We start from the raw sequence: 21,297 nt of genomic DNA, 5'->3' as shown, positions 1-21,297 counted from the left end.
CGAGTTAGGTGCAGGCAGCGTGAATAAAATGGGGCGATCGCGCTGCTGTGTAATCTACTTTGTTAATAGTTTATATAGATATTGTCCAGGACCTTGCAAAATTTTGAGTCTTTAGGATGCGGATGATGAGGATGCGGATGACGGCTTTGGGACAACGTTGATTACGTGCCCTGGCTTTTGGGTCGATTCCAGCCCACTAATTTGCACAGGGACAAGGGGTACGCCGATTGCCAGCACGGCCGAGGGCTTGCCGGAGTTGCTGTTTGAGGTCTTCTTCAATAGCGCTGCGGACGCTAGCCGTGGCAACGCCAGTCGCAGGCAGTCTGTGTTGCGCTTGAAACTGCTGAACGGCGCTAACCGTGCGCGGCCCATAAAACTCGCTGATGGACAGATCCGGACTCACGGTTTGTTTCAGTCCGTGGTGCAAGTTGCGAATAAGCTGGCGTGCTTTTTCCTGGGTGGGCTGGTCTGCTTCGCCCGTCAGCGGCAGCCCGTAGTGTGCCTGAAAGGTACAAATTGCCAGTTGCAGGTCATCCCTCGCCCGCTGGCTTTGTCCTTTGCGCTGCTCTGGCTGCGGGTTGTTTTGCAGGCTGTCCGAGTTTGCGTCCGAATTTGCGAAATATCCCAGCCCCGATAGCACGGCGATGAATTGTTGCAAAGAATAAACCGTTTTCATGGTCACGAATCCTGAAGTTTGGTCGGGGGGTCGGGCGCTAGGTGTGCTGCAAGGGTTAGACTAGCTCCCCGCACAGTAACCTTGCTAAAACTCTGAAACTGTTCAGGACTTACGCACTTGCGATAAGCTCTTTGGGTTTTGGACAATTTCTCGCGGGCGCAGCCCGCGAGAAATTGTCCAACTGCGTAAGTCATTCTGCTATTTAATCCTGAAGGCTTGATGGTGGAACCTTGCACTGAAAACCGTCTGGAAGGAAGGGCGGGGGTGCAATGGGAACACCCCCACTTGCAGAAGGTTCGTTCACCAAGTCGAGATACAATCCTGAATCGCTCTCTAGTATCAAGATAGGCAAAGGCTCAAAATAATTCTTCATGCTGCGGTGTAGACCCAGATCACCCACTCTGATCACCCGCTAGCATGAACCTCTTGGTTTGTTGCAAAAAGGGCGATCGCAAAACCCGTCCTTCTCCATCGAAAAAGAGGTGGATTGTGCGATCGCCCTTGACACCAGAACCATTTCCCAGTGGTTTCAGCGTTATGACCTCAAACAAGCTCAAACCTGTGGCGGGAAGCGGGAGGTGTTGATTAGGAAGTGGATTAGGAATTAGAGGAATCAGGCAGGTCTTCTGGGCTGGCAGCAGGCGGCTCAGGCGGCTGGAGGCGCTGGGTTGCATCGGCGATCGCCCCCTGAGCCTGTTCCGAAAGCTGCTGTGCCTTGTCCTGTGCCTGGGCCGTGAGATTAGCCATAGACTCTTTGGCTTTTTCCCCCGTTGCTTGCATCTGGGTTGTCGCGTCGGCCAGCTTCTCTTTTGCCTGTGCAGCAGCGTTCTCAGCTGTTTGCTGAAGCTGGCCAGCTTTATCCGCAAGGGTTTCTTTTGCCTTTTCGGTCGTTTGCTGAAGCTGCTCAGCTTTCTCTGCAAGGGTGGCTTTGGTTTGCTCGGTTAGCGATTGGGCACTGCTTTGCGCCTGCCCAACGAAGCCCGTCAGCTTTTGCTTGAGGTTGCTGACATCTGCTTTGGTTTGAGAATAATCATTTTTGAGGAAATCCCGCGCCTGCTGCACCTTCTGCACCACGCCGGGGCTTTCCAACTCCGCCGCCTCGACCGAAGACACAGTGCAAACCAAGCGGCGATCGCTCACGCCAATCACGCCCGCCGGATGCAGCCGATGCAGTCCCTTCGTCAGTCCGCCCCAGCCGTCGGTTGTAAACAGGTAATCCAGCACGCGCCCGCTCGTCGGGTCAAGGCGATAATCCACCACCAGCCCAGCGCGGCTGCCGCTATCCGTCCACACCTCATCACCCAGCACGAACACAACCGTATCGGGCTTGGTCGGTTCTGGGCCAATGTGGGCCTTGAGAATAACTCCTTCAGAGCCAATGCTGGCAATTTGTAGCCAATTATAGGCATGGCGCTTAATCCCCAATGCGCCCGCTGTGCATTCCAGCCCCACAATTTGATGCGCTTTGGGATCGAGCCAGAGCCGACTGACGCGCCCGACTTCCTCAGCCGTGTCCGGCTTGATGACAACTTTGCCGATCACCTCACTTTGCAACATAACGGGAATTGCCGCAGCAGTGGAATCAGTAGTCATAGGGATTTGGGGGATGAGGGGTTGGAAATTAAGGTTTGGAAAGACGAAGGGATGGGGATGTTTGCGGCAGTACAGGAAACGGTTGTGTAGCCAGACTTTTGACCTGAATGCTGAATCCTGCCGCCTGCCTACTCCTAAAGAATAGATGCTGTTTTTTGATTTCTGGGCATTCTAAACAAATAATTTCATCTAATCACGTTCAGGACTTACGCACTTGCGATAAGTTTTCTAGATTCTGAACGATTTCTCGCGATTCTGAACGATTTCTCGCAGGCTGCGCCCGCGAGAAATCGTTCAACTGCGTAAGTCCTACACGGTGTAATTTTGTCTGAACGGTTTCCCAATTGACAGCAATCTTGACAGCGATCGCCCGGTTTTGGAGACTTTCGAGTTTGGAAGCTTTCCCGGCCGGGATTGGCTCGGTCTGTCTGCGCTGAGACTGTTTCCGACCGATAGATAACCTGTTCTAGATAACCTGTTCATGATATCGAGCGACTTCCCGACCGATTGTTCCGCAGAATCTCCGCTATCAGAAATGCTAACTGGGGTGCTGACTGGGGAACCACCTGAGGCGCTAACTGAGAATTTTTTGATGCCGCGATTGCGCGAAGCCAACATTCAAGTGCTTAGCTCAGAGTCTACGCTGGAAGAACTGCCGCTGCACGACTTTCGGGCAGATTGTGGACAGACGGGGCTGCAAGTTGCGGCGGTGTTCGAGGAGCATCCAGCGCTGCCGGGCGTGGTGCTGTGGGATGCGGCGCGGTTTGTGGGGATGCTGTCGCGTCAGCGCTTTCTGGAATATCTGCTGCGGCCGCATGGGGCGGAGTTATTTCTCGGTCGCCCGCTGAAAGTCTTGCACAGCTACGCCGCCCAGCCGCCGCTAATGCTACCAGGGCACACGCCGATTCTGGCAGCGGCGCAGCAGGTCTTACGGCGATCGCCCGACCAGTTCAACGAGCCAATCGTGGTGCAGGCAGACGGGGCGTATTATCTGCTCAGCCCCCATGATCTGAACCGGGCCCATTGGCAGATTCGCGGCATCGAAACCCAGGTGCGCTATGAGCGAACCCAGGTGCAACTGATTCAGAGCGAAAAAATGGCTGGGCTGGGGAGACTGGTGGACGGCGTAGCCCATGAAATCCTCGACCCGGTGGGCTTTATCTGGGGAAACCTCAGCCATGTGTCGAGCTATGCCGCCGACCTGCTGAATCTAATCGCCGCCTACGAAGCCAGCCTGCCGTCGGTACCGCCTGCGGTGCAGCAGCTTCAGCAAGCTATTGAGCTAGATTACGTAAAACGGGATCTGCCCCAGGCGATCGCCAGCATCCGCGCCGGAGCCGAGCGGCTCAAGAACCTGGCCACCAGCCTGCAAAACTTTTGCCATGTGGATGAGGTCTATCCCAAGCCTGCCAACCTGCATGAATGCCTTGACAGCATGGTGCTGCTGCTAAAAAGCCGCCTGACTGGAGAAATCGACATCGTGTGTGAATATGGGCATCTGCCGCCCGTGCCCTGCTTTATTGGGCAACTGAGTCAGGTGTTTATGAATATTTTGATCAACGCCGTCGAGGCGCTGCTGGACTCGGCCACTTACCAGAACTGGGTTGAGGGGATGAGCGATCGCCCCACCCACACGGCGGCCGGTTCTCTCAGCAAACCCCAGATAGTCATCACTACATCTGTCCGGGGACTGTCGGACCCATCACCCAGCGGCGGGACATGGGCCAACCCATCGGGGGCGATCGCGCCAGCCGACTCAGACCCCATCCAAGCAACCGCTAAAACAGCCCAATCGCCCTCAGGGGCAGCAGCGCGAAACGAACGCCGCTGGGTGTCTGTCCGCATTACGGACAACGGCCCCGGACTCTCGCCCGAAGTCCAGCAGCGTATTCTAGAGTCGTTCACCGTCGAGCGTCGTGCTGCCAAAGAAACCAGCCTATCCGTCAGCTATCAAATTGTCACCGCCAAACACGGCGGCCAGTTTCGCCTCAAATCTCCCGCCCTTTTCCCAGCCGACGCGCCCGCTGGCATCGGCACCGAATTTGAAATTCTTTTGCCACTGTCATAAGCGCTGTCATAAGCACGCTTATAGGCGCGATCATAGGCGCAATCATAGGCGCGATCACCGAACCCGCCTGCCTTCCCAAAACCCGATCACTACCCCTCCCTGGAATCCAGGTGCGATCGCCGAGTCTCCTGCTCGATCAGCATTTTGGCAATGCCCTGGAAGTTTTGTGCGGCAAATTGGAAGTAGGTGGCGGCTTTGGTATCGGCTCCGAGTTCCAGGAAATAAACGGCGTGTTCCAACGCCGCCTGGGCGATCGCATACTGTCGCGTAATCGGTGATTGCATAACGTTCATGGTTAGTCACATCAGTCACAATGGAGGTGTCGGCGTGGCGGAGGTCGTGAAGTGCCGCAGGGCGCTGACTCTACCCGCAACTACAGCCCAGGGTTGACCAAAAGCTGCGATCGCCACAACCCTGCCCGACACACAAACGCGCAATATTGCCGAATCAGCGCTTGCTGGCTAGAGGGCGGCAACCGCCGGACTGTGTCGTATCGGGCGATCGCCCAGGCAATGGCATCGGCGGCATCAATGGGCACTCCCGCCTCGATCAGCTTGCGCCAATAGGTGGGTTTGATTTCGCGAGTCAGATTGCGTCGAGGTAGCGCTGGCCGAGTCTCATTCATGGCTGGAACACTCTCTGGGTTAGCTGTGACTACTATCTCCTGTTTCACGCTCCAGCCGAGTGATTCCACAAATCCGGGGGGGTGATAATTCTCTGAGAATCGGGTGACTGCCAGGGCCCCTGCATGGTGATGGAGTGCCCTGGACAATGTGATGAGCATCACAAGGATTGGGCAGGTCGGATTTGCAGTCCGGAGTAGACAGTGAAACGCTTGGACTCGCGCCTTCGTTATAAAACTTGACCCGTCACAAAACTTGAGCAGAACCACTTTAGGATTTTAGGCACACAGGTTAAAATAGAACAAGCGAACTAAATTCAGGCTTGATTTGATGTTTTGTGTAATTTTTAGTTCTAAGCTTTTAGGTTCTATATTTTGATTCCTATACTGTTCGTAACGATTCCTGCACCGCCATAGCTAGCCCCTCCGTCCTCTCTACCCTCACACAGCCATGAGCTTCTTCCAGCGAATTCAAGACGTGTTTGGTTTGGGCGAACCCTACGACGATGCCGAGTATGAGGATCTAGGATACACCGCCGAAGATGAGTCCTACGGCTATGCTGATGCCTACCCTGAGCGAGTTCCGCCCTCGTCGCCCCCCTCTCGCCGCCGTGGGGGGGCTGCGCCAAATAACGCCCCTAATAATGTCGTAGGCTTGCCGCGTGCTGCTGGACATCAGCCCGAAGTGGTGTTGATGGAGCCACGCTCCTTTGAAGAAATTCCCCAGGCGGTGCGAGCGCTGCGAGAGCGCAAGTCAGTCATTCTGAATCTAGGGCTAATGGAGCCAGACCAGGCCCAGCGGGCGGCCGACTATGTAGCAGGTGGAGCCTATGCGGTGGATGGACACCAAGAGCGGCTGGGCGACCACATTTTCCTATTCACTCCCAGCTTTGTGCAGATCAGCAGCTTTACCTCGATGGGCCGGGGCGATCTGCCGCTGGGCAACCTGACCTATCCTCCCACTCCGACCCCAAAGAGTCCGCCGACCTCGCCGCCACCCTGGCCCGGCAATGCGTTCTGATCGCCGCCTGATTGCCACTTCTGAATGTCTGCCCTGGACGAGCGATCGCCCATCCGCCCCCTACTACGCCCTCTACGAAGAGTCGGTTCTAGAGCAAGGTTTCCAGATCGTCAAACACCTTTTCTCCTTCGCGGCTCCACTGGCTGAGCCACTTCATCACCTCTAGCGGTAGGGGCGATCGCGCGCGCTGGGCGCTGTCAATGCACACGTGCTTGGTAAAGGCGCGGGCAACGCAGGTTTCCTGGATTTCGGGGATCTCCTTGCCTACTCGCTCCACCGTAAACACTTCGTACTCGATCTCAAACTCGCTGTCCTTCAGCTTTTTGGGCGTGACGTAAATCTTCTGCTCGTCCCCACAAAAAGACGGCCGCATAAAATCTACTGTGGCGTGGGTGATGGGAATCGCAATACGCGGGTAGCAAAAAAAGGCATTGAGATTAATCCCTGAAGCGGCGAGGGAGGCTTCATAGGCTTCGTGGCACATAGCCAGCACGTTGGCAAAATACACAACGCCGGCCGCGTCGGTGTCTTGAAAGCGGACAGTGCGAGAGTAAGTGAAGGGCATACCCAAATAACGGCTTAGGGACAGATTTAGTCTTTGATGAAAATCCTATCAATTCTCTTAGAGGGTGTTTGAAAAGGTATCGCCTGTAATGTTAAGCACTCAGAGATCCCCCCTAGCCCCCCTTAAAAAGGGGGGAAACCGCCTTAAAGCCCCCCTTTTTAAGGGGGATTTAAGGGGGATCTTGCACGCTTTGCTACAAACAGTAGGACTTTTCAAACATCCTCTTAGACAACTCTCTTAGAGAACCTACTTTGTACACACAAGTTCTCAGGCTTGAGCAGCGATGCCTTGATCCCCCCCAGCCCCCTTTAAATAAGCAGGAACCGAACTCAAGCGGCGGTGCTTTGATCCCTCCTAGCCCCCCTTCAGTAAGGGGGGAACCGAAACCCGAAGCAGGGAGAACCGGATCGGAAGTCCCCCTTAATCAAGGGGGATTTAGAGCTAATTTGTAAAGGAGCCTGAAAGCCTTGTTAATCAAGGATTTCCGAGAAACCGCTTTTCCTGGGCAAACATGACCTCAAAGCCACACATGCCAAGAGTTTCAGGCTTCTTAAGATTTGCTTCATAAATTAGCTCTTAGGGGGATATCTCAGAGCCCAGAAGTGTTGAACGCAATGTTAGCAGGGCAAGTTCATAGCTGAATCCAGTACAAAAGATCTATAATTCTGCCTGTAATGACCTACTTATTGCTTCCATTCTCAATAATCCGCCTCTTGAGAGTGCTTTTTGTAAAGTTTTACCATCAAGATTCAACACTTCTGCTCAGAGCCTTACGCAAGTAATCGAAATGGGTGTACACCTGACTGCCTGACACAAGTGGTTGAAAGAGTTGAGACCTCGTCAACAGAGGGAAAAGGTGAGCTGACATGAGACGCTGAAATTTGCGTCATCTCAGGGTCTGTATCATGCCAGCCACCACCTGCCTCTATGATCAAGTGCTGTCGTTATTGCGTCAATCCAGTAATGCCCGCGACCTGCGCCACCTCAAAGCGCTGGCGTGGATGGTGACGGCCCTGGTGTGCAGCGGTCGGTTGAGCCTGCCGCAGTGGGAAGCCTATGTGCCCAGTCGGGCCCGTCAGGCGCAAAGCACCGAACGCCGGTGGCAGCGCTTCCTAGGCAATCGCCGGGTGCGGGTCAAAAGTCTGTACGTGCCGCTGGTGCTAGCCGCCATCCATCGCTGGCAAGGTCGGCGGCTTTACCTGGCGCTCGATACGACGGTGTTGTGGAATCGCTACTGCAGGATTCACCTGACGGTTACCTGTTGCGGACGAGCGGTGCCGCTGCTGTGGCGGGTTTTGGAGCATCCCAGTGCCACCGTCAGCACGAAGCGATACCTCCCCATGCTGCGGTTAGCCCATCGGCTGTTGCAGTCGTACCCCGATGTGATGGTGTTAGCCGACCGCGGGTTTGCTAACCATGACCTGCTGGAGTGGCTAAGCCAAAGTCGCTGGCACTATTGTTTACGCTTGCCCAGTGACGTAGTGGTGCAGGGTCCGCGCCGTCATCCTGTTAAGGTAGGCTATCTGTGGCCTCCCAAAGGTGAAGCTCGACTCTATGAAGGGGTGGGAATCTGGAGCGAGGGGCGCTGGCGCTGCAATTTGGTGCTGGCTCATGTCAAAGGCGTCGAGGAACCCTGGGCGGTCATCACTGATGAGTCTCCCTCCCTCAATACCCTGTGGCAATATGCTCTCCGCTTTCGAGTCGAGGAGCTTTTCCTCGATTCTAAATCTGGTGTCTTTGAGTTAGAAGCTTCCGGCATCCGCTCCGCTCCGGCTCTCGAACGCCTCTATCTGGTCGCGGCGATCGCTATCCTTGATGGCACGACCCAGGGCATGGCGGTGCAACTCGATGGGCTACGCTGCCAGGTTGACCCGCACTGGAGGCGAGGGATTAGCTATCTCAACATAGGTTTGCGCTGGCTCAAGGGTGCCGTCAATAAAGGGCGAACACTGCTTCAGCTGATTGCCCTATTTACCGTTGACCCTGAACCCTGTTTTGCCTCTAAAAAAGCTGAAGCCCACTATTATGACCGCATTTGGTTTTCTAGAATTCAATCCTTGTGCTGCCAGCCGACACCCGGGCAGTCCGCATAAAAAGATGTGTCAGGCAGTCAGGGTCAATACTGCAAAGCGTCAGGGCATTTCTGCCTTTGATGCCATTTCTCGTGCCCTTACCTCACATCAGTTCGATTGGCTATTGGGTTGAGTAATTACAAGAACTGTTGCGCTCAACACCAATTTAGGGATTTTTGGGCTGCTGTTATCCAGTTATCAAACAGCATTCAGGATTGTGCGGTAGGGTCATAGCCAAATTCCCAGATGACTCGGTGCGCTAATTCGTCGATGGTTCGCTTGTTGGATTCTGTCAGCAACCTTTAGCAACCTTCACCCCGCCACTGCCGCTATGAAACTCCTCACCCCCCGCACCAAAGTTGTCGCTACAATCGGCCCTGCCAGCAGATCACCCGAAATTCTCAAAAAAATGGTGAATGCGGGCATGAGCGTAGCCCGCCTCAATTTTTCTCACGGTTCCTACGAAGATCACGCCAAGACAATTGAAATGATTCGGGTGGTCGAGGCAGAACTCGATACGCCGATTACGCTGCTGCAAGACCTGCAAGGGCCGAAAATTCGCGTTGGGCAAATGCCGAATGGGGGCATTCCCCTGGAGGAGGGTGCACCGCTGATTCTGGTGCCAGACGATGCCCTCGACGGGCAGCCCAATACCGTCTCGATTGACTATCCGCACCTGTGGGAAGAAGCAACGCCAGGGACGCAAGTGCTGATGGATGATGGCTTGCTGGAATTGCAGGTGGAGGAAGTGGTGGGCCGCGAGGTGCGCTGCCGTGTGGTCAAGGGCGGGCTGCTGAAAAGCCGCAAGGGCGTGAACCTGCCCAGCCTGAACCTGAAGTTGCCATCGATGACGGACAAGGACATTCAGGATGTGGAGTTTGGGCTGTCGCAAAATGTCCACTGGATTTCGCTGAGCTTTGTGCGGCGGGGTGACGACGTGCGATCGCTCAAGGATTTGCTGGCTTCTAAGGGCCATGCCGATGTGCCCGTGCTGGCCAAGCTAGAAAAGCCCCAGGCTATTGAAAATCTGGAAGACATTCTCTGCGCCTGCGACGCGATTATGGTGGCGCGGGGCGACATGGGCGTGGAACTGCCGCCAGAACAAGTGCCCCTGACACAGAAGCGCATCATTCGCCGCTGCAACGAGTTAGGGATTCCGGTGATCACGGCAACGCAAATGCTGGAGAGCATGATCCAAAACCCGCGCCCGACTCGCGCCGAGGCCAGCGATGTGGCCAACGCCATTCTCGACGGCACAGACGCAGTGATGCTGTCGGGTGAGTCGGCGATGGGGGCCTATCCGGTGGAGGCGGTGCAGATGATGACGCGCATTGCCCGCGAGGTGGAGCGCGACTATCACTTCGTCAACTACCCCCCCTCCAAAGAAGACGAAGCCCACGCCATTAGCGAAGCGCTAAACGCCATCGACCAGTTTTTGCCGCTCCAGTGCATTGTGGCGTTTACCAATACAGGCTATACGGCAAAGCTGGCCTCGAAGGAGCGGCCGACGGCTCCTGTGGTGGCGCTGACCCCAAATATCGACGTGTACCATCGGCTGAACTTGGTGTGGGGCGTGAGGCCGGTGCTGCTGCAAGAGGAAACAACCGAGTTTGAGGCGGTGCTGCGGCAGGCGGAGGAATACCTGCTGGAGCGGGGGTTGGCCTCGGTGGGCGATCGCATCTTGGTGGTCGGCGGCATCCCGATGAAGGTGACGGGCGGCACAAATTTCCTCAAAATTCACACCATCGGCACCTTTGCTGCTGGGTAGCACTAGCTTTTGGTTTCAAGCTGCAAAAAACCTTTGGTTTCATCTTTAATTTCACCGTTAACTTCACCTGATTTCAGAGCGTATAACGCTTCTCTAAACCCTATGGCAAAATTAATCCTGACCCGGCATGGACAAAGCCTCTGGAATGCGGTCAATAAGTTCACTGGCTGGGTAGACGTGCCGCTGAGCGAACGGGGCCGCGCCGAAGCAACGATTGCCTCGACCAAGCTGCGGGAATATCGCGTAGATGTGGTGTTTACCAGCAAGCTGATTCGGGCGATTGAAACCGCAGTCTGCATTTTGACCGAGTGCGACGACATCTGCGGCGGCAAGATTCCCATCATTCAGCACGACGACGACGACCCCGACTGGAAAGGTCTGGATAACTACGACAATCCAGACGAAGTGCTGCCCATTTTCACCAACGCAGCCCTAGACGAGCGCTACTATGGCAACCTGCAAGGGCTGAACAAGGCCCAGACCGCAGCAGAATACGGAGCCGATCAGGTGCAAATCTGGCGACGTTCCTACGATATCGCGCCCCCCGGTGGCGAGAGCCTGGAAGACACGCAGGCCCGCGTCTTGCCCTATTTCAACGAAACCATTCTGCCCTACCTGCTGCAAGGCAAAAACGTGATGATCGCCGCCCACGGCAACTCGCTGCGCTCCATCATTATGAAGCTGGATAAGCTGTCGGGCGAAGAAGTGGCCAAGCTGGAACTGGGAACTGCCGTGCCGATTGTGTACGACATTGATGAACACGGCGAAGTGACTCACAAAGTGGTGCTGGATCTGTAGGCGATTGCTGGGTATTTGCGAGGATCTGGCATGAGAGTGGCAGTGTTTAGCGCCAAGGCGTACGACCGCGAAATTCTGGAAAGCCTCGGCGCAACCCGGGGCCATGAGCTGGTGTTCATTGAAGAATCGCTGAATGCCCGTACGGCGGTGCTGGCGGCGGGGTTTCCAGCGGTGTGTGTATTTGTGAACGACCAGTTGGATGCGACCACGCTGAGGGCGATCGCCGCTGGAGGCACTCGCTTCATCGCGCTGCGCTGCACAGGCTATAACGGCGTAGACCTCAAAACCGCAGCGGAACTGGGGATCAGGGCTGCCCGCGTCGCTGCCTATTCGCCCTTTTCGGTGGCAGAGTTTGCTGTGGGGCTGGTGCTGGCGCTCAACCGCAAGATTCACCGAGCCTACAACCGCACCCGCGACGGAAATTTCAGCCTGGAAGGACTGATGGGGTTTGACCTGCGCGGCCGCACCGTTGGCATCATCGGCACGGGCAAAATCGGTCTGATCTTTGCCCAGATCATGCATGGCTTTGGCTGTCAGCTTTTGGGCTATGACCACCGGATAAATCCCCAGTTTACGGCGCTGGGCGCGGCTCAGTATGTGGAACTGCCAGAGCTATTTGAAAACGCCGACATTATCTCGCTGCACTGCCCCCTCACACCCGAAACCCGCCACCTGATTAACGCCGACACCATCGACCAGATGAAGCGCGGGGTGATGCTGATCAACACCAGTCGGGGCGGGCTAATCGACACGGAAGCGGTAATTGATGCACTCAAGGGTAAAATCATTGGGGCACTGGGCCTCGATGTGTACGAACAGGAGGCGGATCTGTTTTTTGAAGATTTGTCCAATGAGATTATTCAAGATGATGTTTTCGAGCGGCTGGTTACGTTTCCCAACGTCATCGTGACCGGACACCAGGCCTTTTTCACTGAAGATGCGCTTAGGGATATTGCCGAAACCACCCTGGACAACCTAGACGACTTTGAGCAGGGGCGGCCCTGTCCAAACGAGATCACCCAACCGCTGGTCAGCGCATGAACTTGCTTAACCGAGAGGATTGTCGATGAATATTCAAACTATTTCCACGCAGCCCTTCGCCGATCAGAAGCCCGGAACTTCGGGGTTGCGGAAGTCTGTTCCCACCTTCCAACAGCCCAACTATCTCGCAAACTTCATCCAGTCGATTTTTGACAGTCTGGACGGCTATCAGGGGCAAACCCTGGTGCTGGGCGGCGACGGTCGCTATTACAACCGCGAAGCAGTCCAACTGATTCTGAAAATGGCGGCGGCCAATGGCTGGGGCCGCGTGAAGGTGGGGCACCACGGCATTCTCTCTACGCCTGCCACGTCTTGCGTGATTCGCAAATACAAGGCCTTTGGCGGCATTATTCTCTCTGCTAGCCACAATCCCGGCGGCCCTAATGGCGACTTTGGCGTGAAATACAACATAGAAAACGGCGGACCCGCGCCGGAAAAGGTGACGGAGGCGATCTTTGCGCGAACCAAAGAAATTACGGAATACAAACTCCTGGATGCGTCCGATGTAGACATCGACACGCTGGGCGAAAGCAAGCTGGGCGGCATGGTGGTCGAGGTGATCGACTCCGTAGCCGACTATCAGGAATTGATGGAGTCGCTGTTTGATTTTGACCGGATTCGGGCACTGCTGACCAATGGCTCATTCCGCCTGTGCGTTGACGCGATGCACGCCGTTACCGGGCCCTACGCCCATGCCATTTTTGAGCAGCAGTTGGGCGCACCCGCAGGCACAGTTCGCAGCGGCACGCCCCTGGAGGATTTTGGCGGCGGCCATCCCGACCCCAACCTGACCTATGCCCATGATCTGGTGGAGATCATGTTCAAAGAGGACGCGCCGGATTTTGGGGCGGCGTTTGACGGGGATGGCGATCGCAATATGATTTTGGGGCGCAATTTCTTCGTCAACCCCAGCGACAGCTTGGCACTGCTGGCGGCAAACGCGCACCTGGTTCCCGGCTATAAGGACGGGCTGGCAGGGGTGGCCCGCTCGATGCCGACTAGCGCAGCGGCGGATCGGGTGGCCCAGCGGCTGGGGATTGGTTGCTATGAAACGCCGACGGGCTGGAAGTTTTTTGGCAATTTGCTGGATGCGGGCAAGGCGACGCTGTGCGGCGAAGAGAGCTTTGGCACCGGGTCGAACCATATCCGCGAAAAGGACGGCATCTGGGCGGTGCTGTTTTGGCTGAATATTTTGGCGGTGCGGCAACAGCCTGTAGAGCAGATCGTGCGAGAACACTGGCAGATGTTTGGGCGCAACTTCTACTCGCGGCATGACTATGAAGAGGTGGCGAGCGATCGCGCTAAGGCATTAGTCGATCACGTCCAGGCGCAAATGCCAACGCTGCCTGGAAAAACCTTTGGCTCCTACACGGTCGAATACGCCGACAACTTTATCTATACCGACCCGGTAGACGGCAGCGTCAGCCAAAACCAGGGCATTCGCATCGGCTTTACGGATGGGTCTCGCCTGATCCTGCGGCTGTCGGGCACGGGCACCAAGGGCGCAACGCTGCGGCTCTATCTGGAAAGCTATGAACCCAACATCGCTAAACACACCCTCGACCCGCAGGTGGCGCTGGGCGACCTGATTGCGATCGCCGAAGAGATTGCCCAGATCAAAGAATACACGGGCATGGACAAGCCTACGGTGATTACCTGATCCGGATTGGGGCGATCGCAGTTCTGCTTGGGGCGATCGCCCAGTGGTCACGCGATTGAACTACCGCGACAGTGGGTTAAAGGTAGACTCGAATACTCGGTCAGATCATCTCCCAGCACGCAATCGAACTAGCGCGACAGCGGGTTGAAGGGCTGTGGTAGGGGCACAGGCAGCGGTCGGAGGGGCGGGCCAGGTGGTTCAGGCTGTGGATCGGGGAGCGGTTCCGGGAGCGGCGTAATCGCGGCCTGCCCCACGCCGCCGACCCTGACCCGTCCAGGGCTGTTGGGGGCGTTGTGGGGAATCACCAACTGGGCCGTGCGATATCCCGGCTCCGTTGGGTTGAACATTATCTGGACGGTGCAAACCTCACCCGGAGCCAGCGTTACGTTGGTGCAGCTAATCGCAAAGTTGCTGTCGTTCGAGGTGGCAAAGTCAAACGGGTTTTCCCCGCTCAGCCCCAGATTTCCCAGGATCAGGGGCGCATTGCCGTTGTTTCGCAGGGTCACAGAGCGGGGCGCACTCATGTTGCCGATGGTCTGATTGTCAAAATCGATGCTGGTGGGCTGGATGCTGAGGGTGGGGAAGCGCTGCACCGAGCCGTTGCCCCGCAGCGCGACAGAGGTGGAGCCAGTGTTTGTCGGAATCACGATATTGGCGTTGCGCGACCCTTCTACCTGCGGAATAAAGACGACGTTAAAGCCGCAGCTTTGCCCCGGCCGCAGCGAGAGGTTGGAACACTCCGCGCCGATGGAGGAGTTGCGATCGCTCACAAAGTCTGGGTTGCCATTGACCCGGATATCGCCCAATAGCAGCGGCGCGGTGCCCATATTGCTAATGGTGACGGCACGGGGGGCGCTGGCCCGCTCTAGCTCGATGCTGCCAAAGTCAATGGATAGCGGGTTGACCCGCAGCGCAGGCACCGCAGGCGGCACACCCTGACCCATGAGCATGACGCGGGCTGTGCCCCGAAAGTCGTTGCTGTCGAACCGCAGGGCAGCGCGGCGATCGCCCTCCCCCTCTGGGCTAAACACCACGCCCACCTCGCAGCGGCCCCCCGGCGGCAAGTCACTGGGGCAGGTGTTGCGCGTCAGTCGAAAATCACTCGTCCGGCTTTCGATGCTGATATTGCGAAGCTGGATGGGCACGCCCCCCGTGCTTTGCAAAAAGAAGCGCTCTTCGCGGCTAGTATTGCGAACCGTGACAGAGCCAAAATCTACCCGGCCGGGCGTAATGCTGAGGGTGGGCGTTTGGGGCGCAGTGGCCACGCCGTAGCCCGTCAGCGGCACGTTCCACGGGCGATTGCTGGTGTCGATCACATTGATATTCGCCGTGCGCTGGCCCGGGGCCGTGGGGCGAAAGGCGACAAAAATCGGGCAGCTTTGTCCGGGGGCCAGGGGCCCGCCTGTACACTGCTCGCTTACTAAAAAGTCGCTGCGGGCCTGCCCATCGGCCCGCACCAGTTGAATCGTCACGGGAACGGCGCTGTTGTTGACTAGGGCGATCGTCCGCTGGCCGGTTTGAGCATTGACCTGCCACTCGCCAAAGTCCAGCGTGCCGGGGTTGAACCGCAGCGCCACATCAGGATTGACCGGGGGCGTAGGCGACGGACTGCCGGGGCTGGGGCTGCCGCCAATGGCACTGGGGCTATTGCCGCGCAGGGGAATGGTGTAGCGGGTCACGCCCGTAATGTCATTGAAGGCCAGATCCGCAATGCGATCGCCCTGGCCCTGGGGCGTAAACGTGACCTGGATCGTACAGGACTGGGCCGGCGGCAGTGGAGCGCGGGTGCATTGCTCCGCAACTTGAAAATCCGTTGGATTGGCCCCGACGGGTGTAATCCGTCCCAGCCGTAGCGCCTGACTGCCTGTATTTTGCAGGGTCACGGTTTGGGGCTGGCTGCTGGTGTGAACCGTTTGGTTGGAAAAGGTGAGACTGCTGGGATTGACACTGAAGGACGGGCGATCGCGCACCATCAGCCAGGCCGCCAGCGCCCCCAGCAGCAGCGAGGCCACCAGTCCCCCCAACAGCAGCGGCGAAAAGCGCGAGGAGGCTGCCTCTGCTTCGGGGTCGGAGGTTCCCGGCATGGGCGGCGGCGGCTGGTAGGGCGGATGGGGCGCGGGCGTAGGCTGGGCTGGCAGCGGCGGCAGTTGGGGCTGCGGCTCTGGGGCTGGGTATTGGGGCGGTTGGGGCTGGGGCGGCTGGATCTGCGAGGGATATTGGGGCCCTGGATATTGGGGTGGGGATTGCGGCGGATATTGCGGCGGGGGCTGATACTGGGGCGGCTGCTGGGGCTGGGGCTGGAGGTGCTGCATCGGAGCCACCAGCAGGCTGAGGTTGTGGCGCGAGGCGGCGGCGGCGGTTTCGTTGCCCCCGGCTTCCCGCAGGCGCAGCGCCTGGTTGAGATAGTTAATCGCGGCAAAGCTGTCGCCCAGGCAGAGGGCGCGGGTGCCTAGCTGGTGGTGGGCCAGGGCGATCGCCTGGGAATTGCCCAAATGTTCTGCCGCCCGCAGCCCCGCATCCCACACCTGCTCCCACGCGCCCCAACGTCGCCCCAGCGCTAGCGGGCCGTCCATCACACGGGCAAACTGCACGACTTCTTTCCACTGTTCTGCTTCAGCAGCCAGGTTTACCACCCGCATCAGCAGCGGCAAATCTGGCAACAGCGCCCCTTTGATGGGAGCCTGCTGCTGGACCCAGTGCAGAAAATGGCGCACCACCGGCTGCACCCACTGTTCCAGGTTCCAGAACTGCCGCAGGGGAGCCAGCAAATTTCCTGCCAGCGTGTGGCGCACCCCGTCACTGCTCAAAAAGCCCCGGCTGACCAGGGTTGCCACAATTGGCTGGGGATTGGTCGTGCCCGTCAGTCCGGCCAGGTGGTGCGTCTGCACGGGGACTTCCCCCAACACCGCCAGCGCCGCCAGACAGCGCCGCTCGGCATCCGGGAAGGTGGCGCACGCCCGCAGCACCAGCACTTCTAGCGTCGCCCCTGACTGCAACTGCTCGATCATGGCCAGCAGGGACAAATGTCCATCGCGCACCAGCATTGCCGCCTGCAAAATCCGCTGCGGATGCCCATACAACAACGTGCAAAGCTGTTCTGCGCTGGATCGCTGCTCCGGCGTGAGGGGATCGTTTAGATAGCGCTCTAGCAGATTCACCGCTTCGCTCTGGGGCAATCCGCTCAGCGGCAGACTGTGGCTATTGTTCCACAGATGGCGCTCTGAAGCCGTGACAATTAGGCCCAGCGTAGTCAGGTTGCGCGTCATTCGTTCCAGCACGTTGGGCGGCAGGCGCACGTCATCTAGCACCACCAGCGCCCGCTTCTGGCGCAGGGCATACTGCACCTCTTCCTCGCTCAGCTTGTGGGGAATGCCTTCGTCAATTTCAAAAAAATCTTCAAATAGGCTCTGGTAGAGATCCTCGACGGGCTGCTCGCCGACGACCCGGTAGACTAGCCCCTCAGCAGCCAGCCCCAAAACCGAGGGCTGGTGGGCCAGGGCGCGGGCCAGGGCGCTTTTGCCCAGCCCCGATTCGCCATAAAACTCGACGGGCACGGATTGTTCCAGCGCGGCGATCGCCCCGTCCAATTCCTTTTCGCGCCCCACCAGGTAGGGCATTGGCGGGCAGGCCGCTTCGGGGCTGGGCAGGGTGCGCGATCGCAGCGAGGGCGCTGAGGGCTGCGGCAAGAGCGTCACCACCGCACCATGCGGAGTCATCTGCAAGCGGCGATCGCCCGCAATCACCTGCTGTCCGCCCGCCCCCAGTTCAAACTCGGTCACGGGCAACCCATTTCCCGCCTGGGTTCCCTGCATCACCGTAGACACGCCGCCCAAGCCAGAAGGGGTCGCCAGACTAAACGCCTGCTGCCATCCGATCTGGCTGATGCCGCGCTGCCGGCCGTAAACTTTGAGCGTCTTGGCGGTGGCCATGCCTAGCCCCGCAATGCCCTGATGAACAAATGACGCAAGATCTGGCGGCGGCGCGGGCACGGCTTCCACGAGAACATGCAGCGTGTCTTGCTCCAGCCGGGCCATTGCCGTGATGCCTCTGGGATTGAGGCTGCGGTTGAGCAAGGTGGCGATCGCCTCCGCACTTCCCTGCCGCGCTTGGTCTAACAGGTTCTTTTCAGCCAGCAAATGTTCGTAGGTTTGCGACATGACGATACGAAAGCAAGGTTCACCCTAGAGCCAGATGGATGGTGGACGCGGACGGATTTTTGTTGCGGGTAGTATTCATAACGATAATGCGCCCGCCCCAAAACGCAACACTGAATCGCGCAGATTTGGGGACAAGAGGTAGGGACAGGAGGTGGGGACTTTGGGGCTGCGGGCCACAGGGTTTCAAGCTCTGCCAAAAGTCTGCTTCCAAAAATCTTGCGAAATTGCAGAACCATTGGTTAGAATAATGAAGCTGTGACGGAAACGAAAGAGCGTCTGCGTCCTGCCATCCCCATTGGGGCGTCGCCAAGCGGTAAGGCAGCGGGTTTTGGTCCCGCCATTCCTAGGTTCGAATCCTAGCGCCCCAGTTTTTCTAATTTTTGTGGTTAGCTTCATCAAGCCTTAGAAGCTAGGGCTGAGTGCGGTACTGTGAATTTGCGCGGTGAATCGGCATCTGCAACTGTTCTACTTTTGCAGAATGTGTCGGGGCGCACTTCCAGAGCCTTGTCAATTGAGTGGTAAGGTGACTCCAGATTCCGTTTGGTCATCCAGTACAAGGTCTGACTCATGATCAGAACAAAAATTGTTGAACTTTCCACGATTGAAGCCGCTGCCTATCGCCAAAAGTTGAGAGATGGCAAGGCAGGCATTGTGATTTTGCGCTATGACAATGCCCAGCCTGGTCTGGCAACCATCAACCGCCGCACTGCCGAGCCAGAACCGGCCGCCAATATTAACCTCGAAACCTTTCCGATGGAAGCCTTTCGGGAGGCGATGGAACTGACGGCAGGAATGCCCTACTCTCGTCGGGGCCCGGTCAAGCTGAGCGGCGTGCGAGAAGCGCCTGAAGACGAAGAGGCCTCGCCCGAAGAAGTGGCAACGGTAGACAGCGCCGAGTATGAAGCCATCGTCAAGGCCTACACAAATAAGAAGGGCGAACTGTCCTATGACCTGCTGAACAAGGACTTCATTCAGTTTGCCAAGTCCAGCAAGATTGTGGCGGATATGGTAGCAAATGGGGCTTCGGAAAGCGAGATTCGCGATCGCATTCTGAAGGTCAAGCTAGAATCGCTGACGGGTAACCCATCACTGACTGATGCACAGACGCAGCGCATTGTGGAAATGCTGGATGAAGTGAGTCCACGGCACGTCTTTCGTGAGCTAAACGACGAAATTCGCAAGATGCTGAGTCAGGCAAAGCCTTGATGAGGGTGCTTTAGGAAAGGCGTTTAGAAGAGGCGCTTAGGAGAAGCGTTTTAACGCCCGATCTGCCTAGCGCGGGGTACGCTGAGCCAGCCAGCGGGCATTGAGCTTGCGATCGCACTGGAGTTCCAGCACCCGTATCCCCTCGCTAGGTAGCACCTTTAGCGCCTGGGCAAGCTGCTCCCAGGTGTGGACGAGTTCGTGGGCGATGCCATAGGTGGCGCAGAGTGGGGCAAATTCCACGGGCTGCGGTGTGGCAAAAAATTCCTCGAATGGCGGCTCGAACTGGGCGATGGGCAGGTTCTCGAAAATGCCGCCGCCGCGATTGTTGATCAGGACGATGGTGAGGTGGCCCCGCAGGCGGGGCCGCAGCAAAAAACCGTTGGTGTCGTGCAGCAGCGCCAAGTCGCCCGTTAGCAAAACGCTGGGCTGGTTGCCGTGGGCGATGCCAAGAGCGGTCGAAAGCGTGCCGTCGATGCCGTTTGCGCCGCGATTGCAGAAGGGCTGAATGGCGCGATCGCCCGGTTCCCAAAACCATTCTACATAGCGAACGGCCGTGCTGTTGGCGATGATCAGCGGCGTTTCCGGCGGCAAGCATTGCGACAGTACCCAGGCGGTCTTGGCTTCGATCAGCGAGTCGAGCGATCGCAGGGTGTGCCGCTGCTGCTGCCAGCAGTCCGTCTCTGCCTGCAACCAGCGCTTCAGGTAATCCGTCGGCGGCGCGGGGGGGCTGGGCAGCGACGCGGCCAGGTGTTGAACGAGGTGCTGAACAGCGCAGCGCAGATGAACCGTCCGCAGGTGCAGCGGATCAAGATTGCGATCGCCCCCGTCTACCACCCACTGCTGCGGCTGAGTGCGCTCCAGCCAGCTTCGCAACTCCTTGCTGGTGGGCATCTCGCCAATCCGAAGCACCCCCTCCGGCGCCAGCTCCGTCGCCAAGTCAGGATCGCGCAGCAGCGTGTCATAGCTCGATACCAGATACGGGTTGAGGCGGGCATAGTTTCGCAGCGGCGACAGCCCCTCCGCCAGCACCGGAAACCCCAGACAGGAGGAAAGCTGGGCGATCGCCCGACAGTGGGCCCGGGCCGCAGCCGCATTGGGAAATTGGGCAATGCCTGCGATGATAATGCCGCGAGAGGGAATAGAAGAGAGCGATCGCCCCCAGTCTGGGCTACGCCACGGCTCCGGCGTTCCGTCATCCCAGCCGACATTGGCAAAGAAACGGGCTTCATCTAGGGATTCCCTGAGCGCCAATACCGCTGGCTGGGGCACGGGGGCCAGCGGGTCGCGGAAAGGCAGATTGAGATGCACCACCCCTGCAACAGGTCGCTGGGTACGCTCCCACGCGTGAATCACAGTTTGGCGCAGGTAGGCCAGTTGGGAAAACTCCGCCGTGGGTGTGGCGACTTCGTGATACCAGTTCACAAAGCTGCCGAAAAGCTTTTGCTGATCAACCGTCTGTCCCGCGTTGCAGTCGCGCAGTTCCGGCGGACGATCTGCCGTCAACACCAGCAGCGGCACGCGGCTTTCGCGGGCTTCGATCACCGCTGGATAAAAGTTTGCGCCCGCCGTGCCCGACGTGCAGACCAGGGCCACCGGTCGTCCGGTTTGCTTTGCCAGGCCCAGGGCAAAAAAGGCAGCCGATCGCTCGTCTAGCGCCGGAATCGCCTCCAGACCCGACTGCTGAGCAAGGGCGATCGCCAGCGGAGCCGACCGCGACCCCGGACACACCACCGCCACCCGCAATCCTAGTCGCACCAGCGTTTCAGTTAGCACAGAAGCCCAGAGGGTGTTGAGATTGCGGAAGTCCATGCAGCGAGAGGAAGAGAGGGCGTTAGCGCAATGGGAAGAGTAGAGTAGAGATGTCCAACCAGACCATCCCATCATCCCATCATCCCCCTCCCCTCTTCATTCCTTCCCCTTTCGCTCTCCCCTCTTCATTCTTCATTCTTCCCTCTTCATTCTTCGTTCTTCCCTCTTCGTTCTCCCCTCTTCGTTCTTCCTTCTCCCCTCTTCGTTCTTCCTTCTCCCCTCTTCGTTCTTCCCTCTTCCC

At 57.8% G+C, this 21,297-nt stretch carries 15 protein-coding genes and 1 tRNA gene; 9 read left to right on the top strand and 7 right to left on the bottom strand.

The window, feature by feature from the left end; all coding sequences use genetic code 11:
- Positions 1-196: 196 nt before the first annotated feature.
- Both HPC62_RS15695 and HPC62_RS15690 read right to left on the bottom strand, forming a co-directional pair.
- Positions 197-676 carry a peptidoglycan-binding domain-containing protein gene (locus tag HPC62_RS15695; protein ID WP_172357184.1) on the bottom strand — a complete coding sequence of 160 codons (480 nt, stop codon included), beginning with the start codon at positions 674-676 and terminating at the stop codon, positions 197-199.
- Between the two features lie 597 nt (positions 677-1,273).
- Positions 1,274-2,269 (bottom strand): PRC-barrel domain-containing protein, encoded by a 996-nt coding sequence (locus HPC62_RS15690; RefSeq protein ID WP_172357182.1) that lies wholly within the window; start codon positions 2,267-2,269, stop codon positions 1,274-1,276.
- 592 nt (positions 2,270-2,861) lie between these two features.
- On the opposite strand from HPC62_RS15690, the gene HPC62_RS15685 reads away from it, so the two are divergent.
- Positions 2,862-4,337 (top strand): sensor histidine kinase, encoded by a 1,476-nt coding sequence (locus tag HPC62_RS15685; protein WP_172357180.1) that lies wholly within the window; start codon positions 2,862-2,864, stop codon positions 4,335-4,337.
- An 89-nt stretch (positions 4,338-4,426) separates the two neighbouring features.
- Here HPC62_RS15685 and HPC62_RS15680 read toward each other — a convergent pair whose 3' ends face one another.
- On the bottom strand, positions 4,427-4,630 hold the full coding sequence (locus HPC62_RS15680) for a hypothetical protein (RefSeq protein ID WP_172357178.1): 204 nt from the start codon (positions 4,628-4,630) through the stop codon (positions 4,427-4,429).
- A gap of 80 nt (positions 4,631-4,710) precedes the next feature.
- Complete coding sequence (locus HPC62_RS15675) at positions 4,711-4,962, bottom strand: hypothetical protein (RefSeq protein WP_172357176.1); 252 nt, start codon at positions 4,960-4,962, stop codon at positions 4,711-4,713.
- Positions 4,963-5,410: 448 nt separating this feature from the next.
- On the opposite strand from HPC62_RS15675, the gene HPC62_RS15670 reads away from it, so the two are divergent.
- Positions 5,411-5,980 carry a cell division protein SepF gene (locus HPC62_RS15670; protein WP_172357174.1) on the top strand — a complete coding sequence of 190 codons (570 nt, stop codon included), beginning with the start codon at positions 5,411-5,413 and terminating at the stop codon, positions 5,978-5,980.
- 88 nt (positions 5,981-6,068) lie between these two features.
- Here HPC62_RS15670 and HPC62_RS15665 read toward each other — a convergent pair whose 3' ends face one another.
- Positions 6,069-6,545, bottom strand: coding sequence for an acyl-CoA thioesterase (locus HPC62_RS15665; protein WP_068514286.1), 477 nt, complete (start codon positions 6,543-6,545; stop codon positions 6,069-6,071).
- 905 nt (positions 6,546-7,450) lie between these two features.
- On the opposite strand from HPC62_RS15665, the gene HPC62_RS15660 reads away from it, so the two are divergent.
- The 5 genes from HPC62_RS15660 (at position 7,451) to HPC62_RS15640 (ending at position 13,884) form a co-directional block, all read left to right on the top strand.
- Complete coding sequence (locus HPC62_RS15660) at positions 7,451-8,638, top strand: transposase (RefSeq protein WP_172354921.1); 1,188 nt, start codon at positions 7,451-7,453, stop codon at positions 8,636-8,638.
- 310 nt (positions 8,639-8,948) lie between these two features.
- Entirely contained in the window at positions 8,949-10,385 is a 1,437-nt protein-coding gene (pyk, locus tag HPC62_RS15655) for a pyruvate kinase (RefSeq protein WP_172357172.1), read from the top strand.
- Positions 10,386-10,487: 102 nt separating this feature from the next.
- Positions 10,488-11,183 carry a 2,3-bisphosphoglycerate-dependent phosphoglycerate mutase gene (locus HPC62_RS15650; RefSeq protein ID WP_172357170.1) on the top strand — a complete coding sequence of 232 codons (696 nt, stop codon included), beginning with the start codon at positions 10,488-10,490 and terminating at the stop codon, positions 11,181-11,183.
- 30 nt (positions 11,184-11,213) lie between these two features.
- A complete protein-coding gene (locus HPC62_RS15645) occupies positions 11,214-12,224 on the top strand; it encodes a 2-hydroxyacid dehydrogenase (protein ID WP_172357168.1) in 1,011 nt (336 codons plus the stop codon).
- 25 nt (positions 12,225-12,249) lie between these two features.
- Positions 12,250-13,884, top strand: a complete 1,635-nt coding sequence (locus tag HPC62_RS15640; RefSeq protein ID WP_172357166.1) for an alpha-D-glucose phosphate-specific phosphoglucomutase — start codon at positions 12,250-12,252, stop codon at positions 13,882-13,884.
- 128 nt (positions 13,885-14,012) lie between these two features.
- On the opposite strand, the gene HPC62_RS15635 is transcribed toward HPC62_RS15640, so the two are convergent.
- Complete coding sequence (locus HPC62_RS15635; protein ID WP_172357164.1) at positions 14,013-18,041, bottom strand: choice-of-anchor D domain-containing protein; 4,029 nt, start codon at positions 18,039-18,041, stop codon at positions 14,013-14,015.
- 296 nt (positions 18,042-18,337) lie between these two features.
- Here HPC62_RS15635 and HPC62_RS15630 point away from each other — a divergent pair.
- Both HPC62_RS15630 and HPC62_RS15625 read left to right on the top strand, forming a co-directional pair.
- Positions 18,338-18,409: transfer RNA gene (locus HPC62_RS15630), tRNA-Gln, on the top strand.
- A gap of 199 nt (positions 18,410-18,608) precedes the next feature.
- Complete coding sequence (locus HPC62_RS15625; protein WP_172357162.1) at positions 18,609-19,247, top strand: hypothetical protein; 639 nt, start codon at positions 18,609-18,611, stop codon at positions 19,245-19,247.
- A gap of 66 nt (positions 19,248-19,313) precedes the next feature.
- Here HPC62_RS15625 and menD read toward each other — a convergent pair whose 3' ends face one another.
- On the bottom strand, positions 19,314-21,056 hold the full coding sequence (gene menD / locus HPC62_RS15620; RefSeq protein ID WP_172357160.1) for a 2-succinyl-5-enolpyruvyl-6-hydroxy-3-cyclohexene-1-carboxylic-acid synthase: 1,743 nt from the start codon (positions 21,054-21,056) through the stop codon (positions 19,314-19,316).
- Positions 21,057-21,297 lie beyond the last annotated feature (241 nt).

It is taken from the genome of Thermoleptolyngbya sichuanensis A183 (assembly GCF_013177315.1).
In the GTDB taxonomy this organism is placed as follows: Bacteria; Cyanobacteriota; Cyanobacteriia; order Elainellales; family Elainellaceae; genus Thermoleptolyngbya; species Thermoleptolyngbya sichuanensis.
This window is presented reverse-complemented; position numbering and strand designations above follow the sequence as displayed.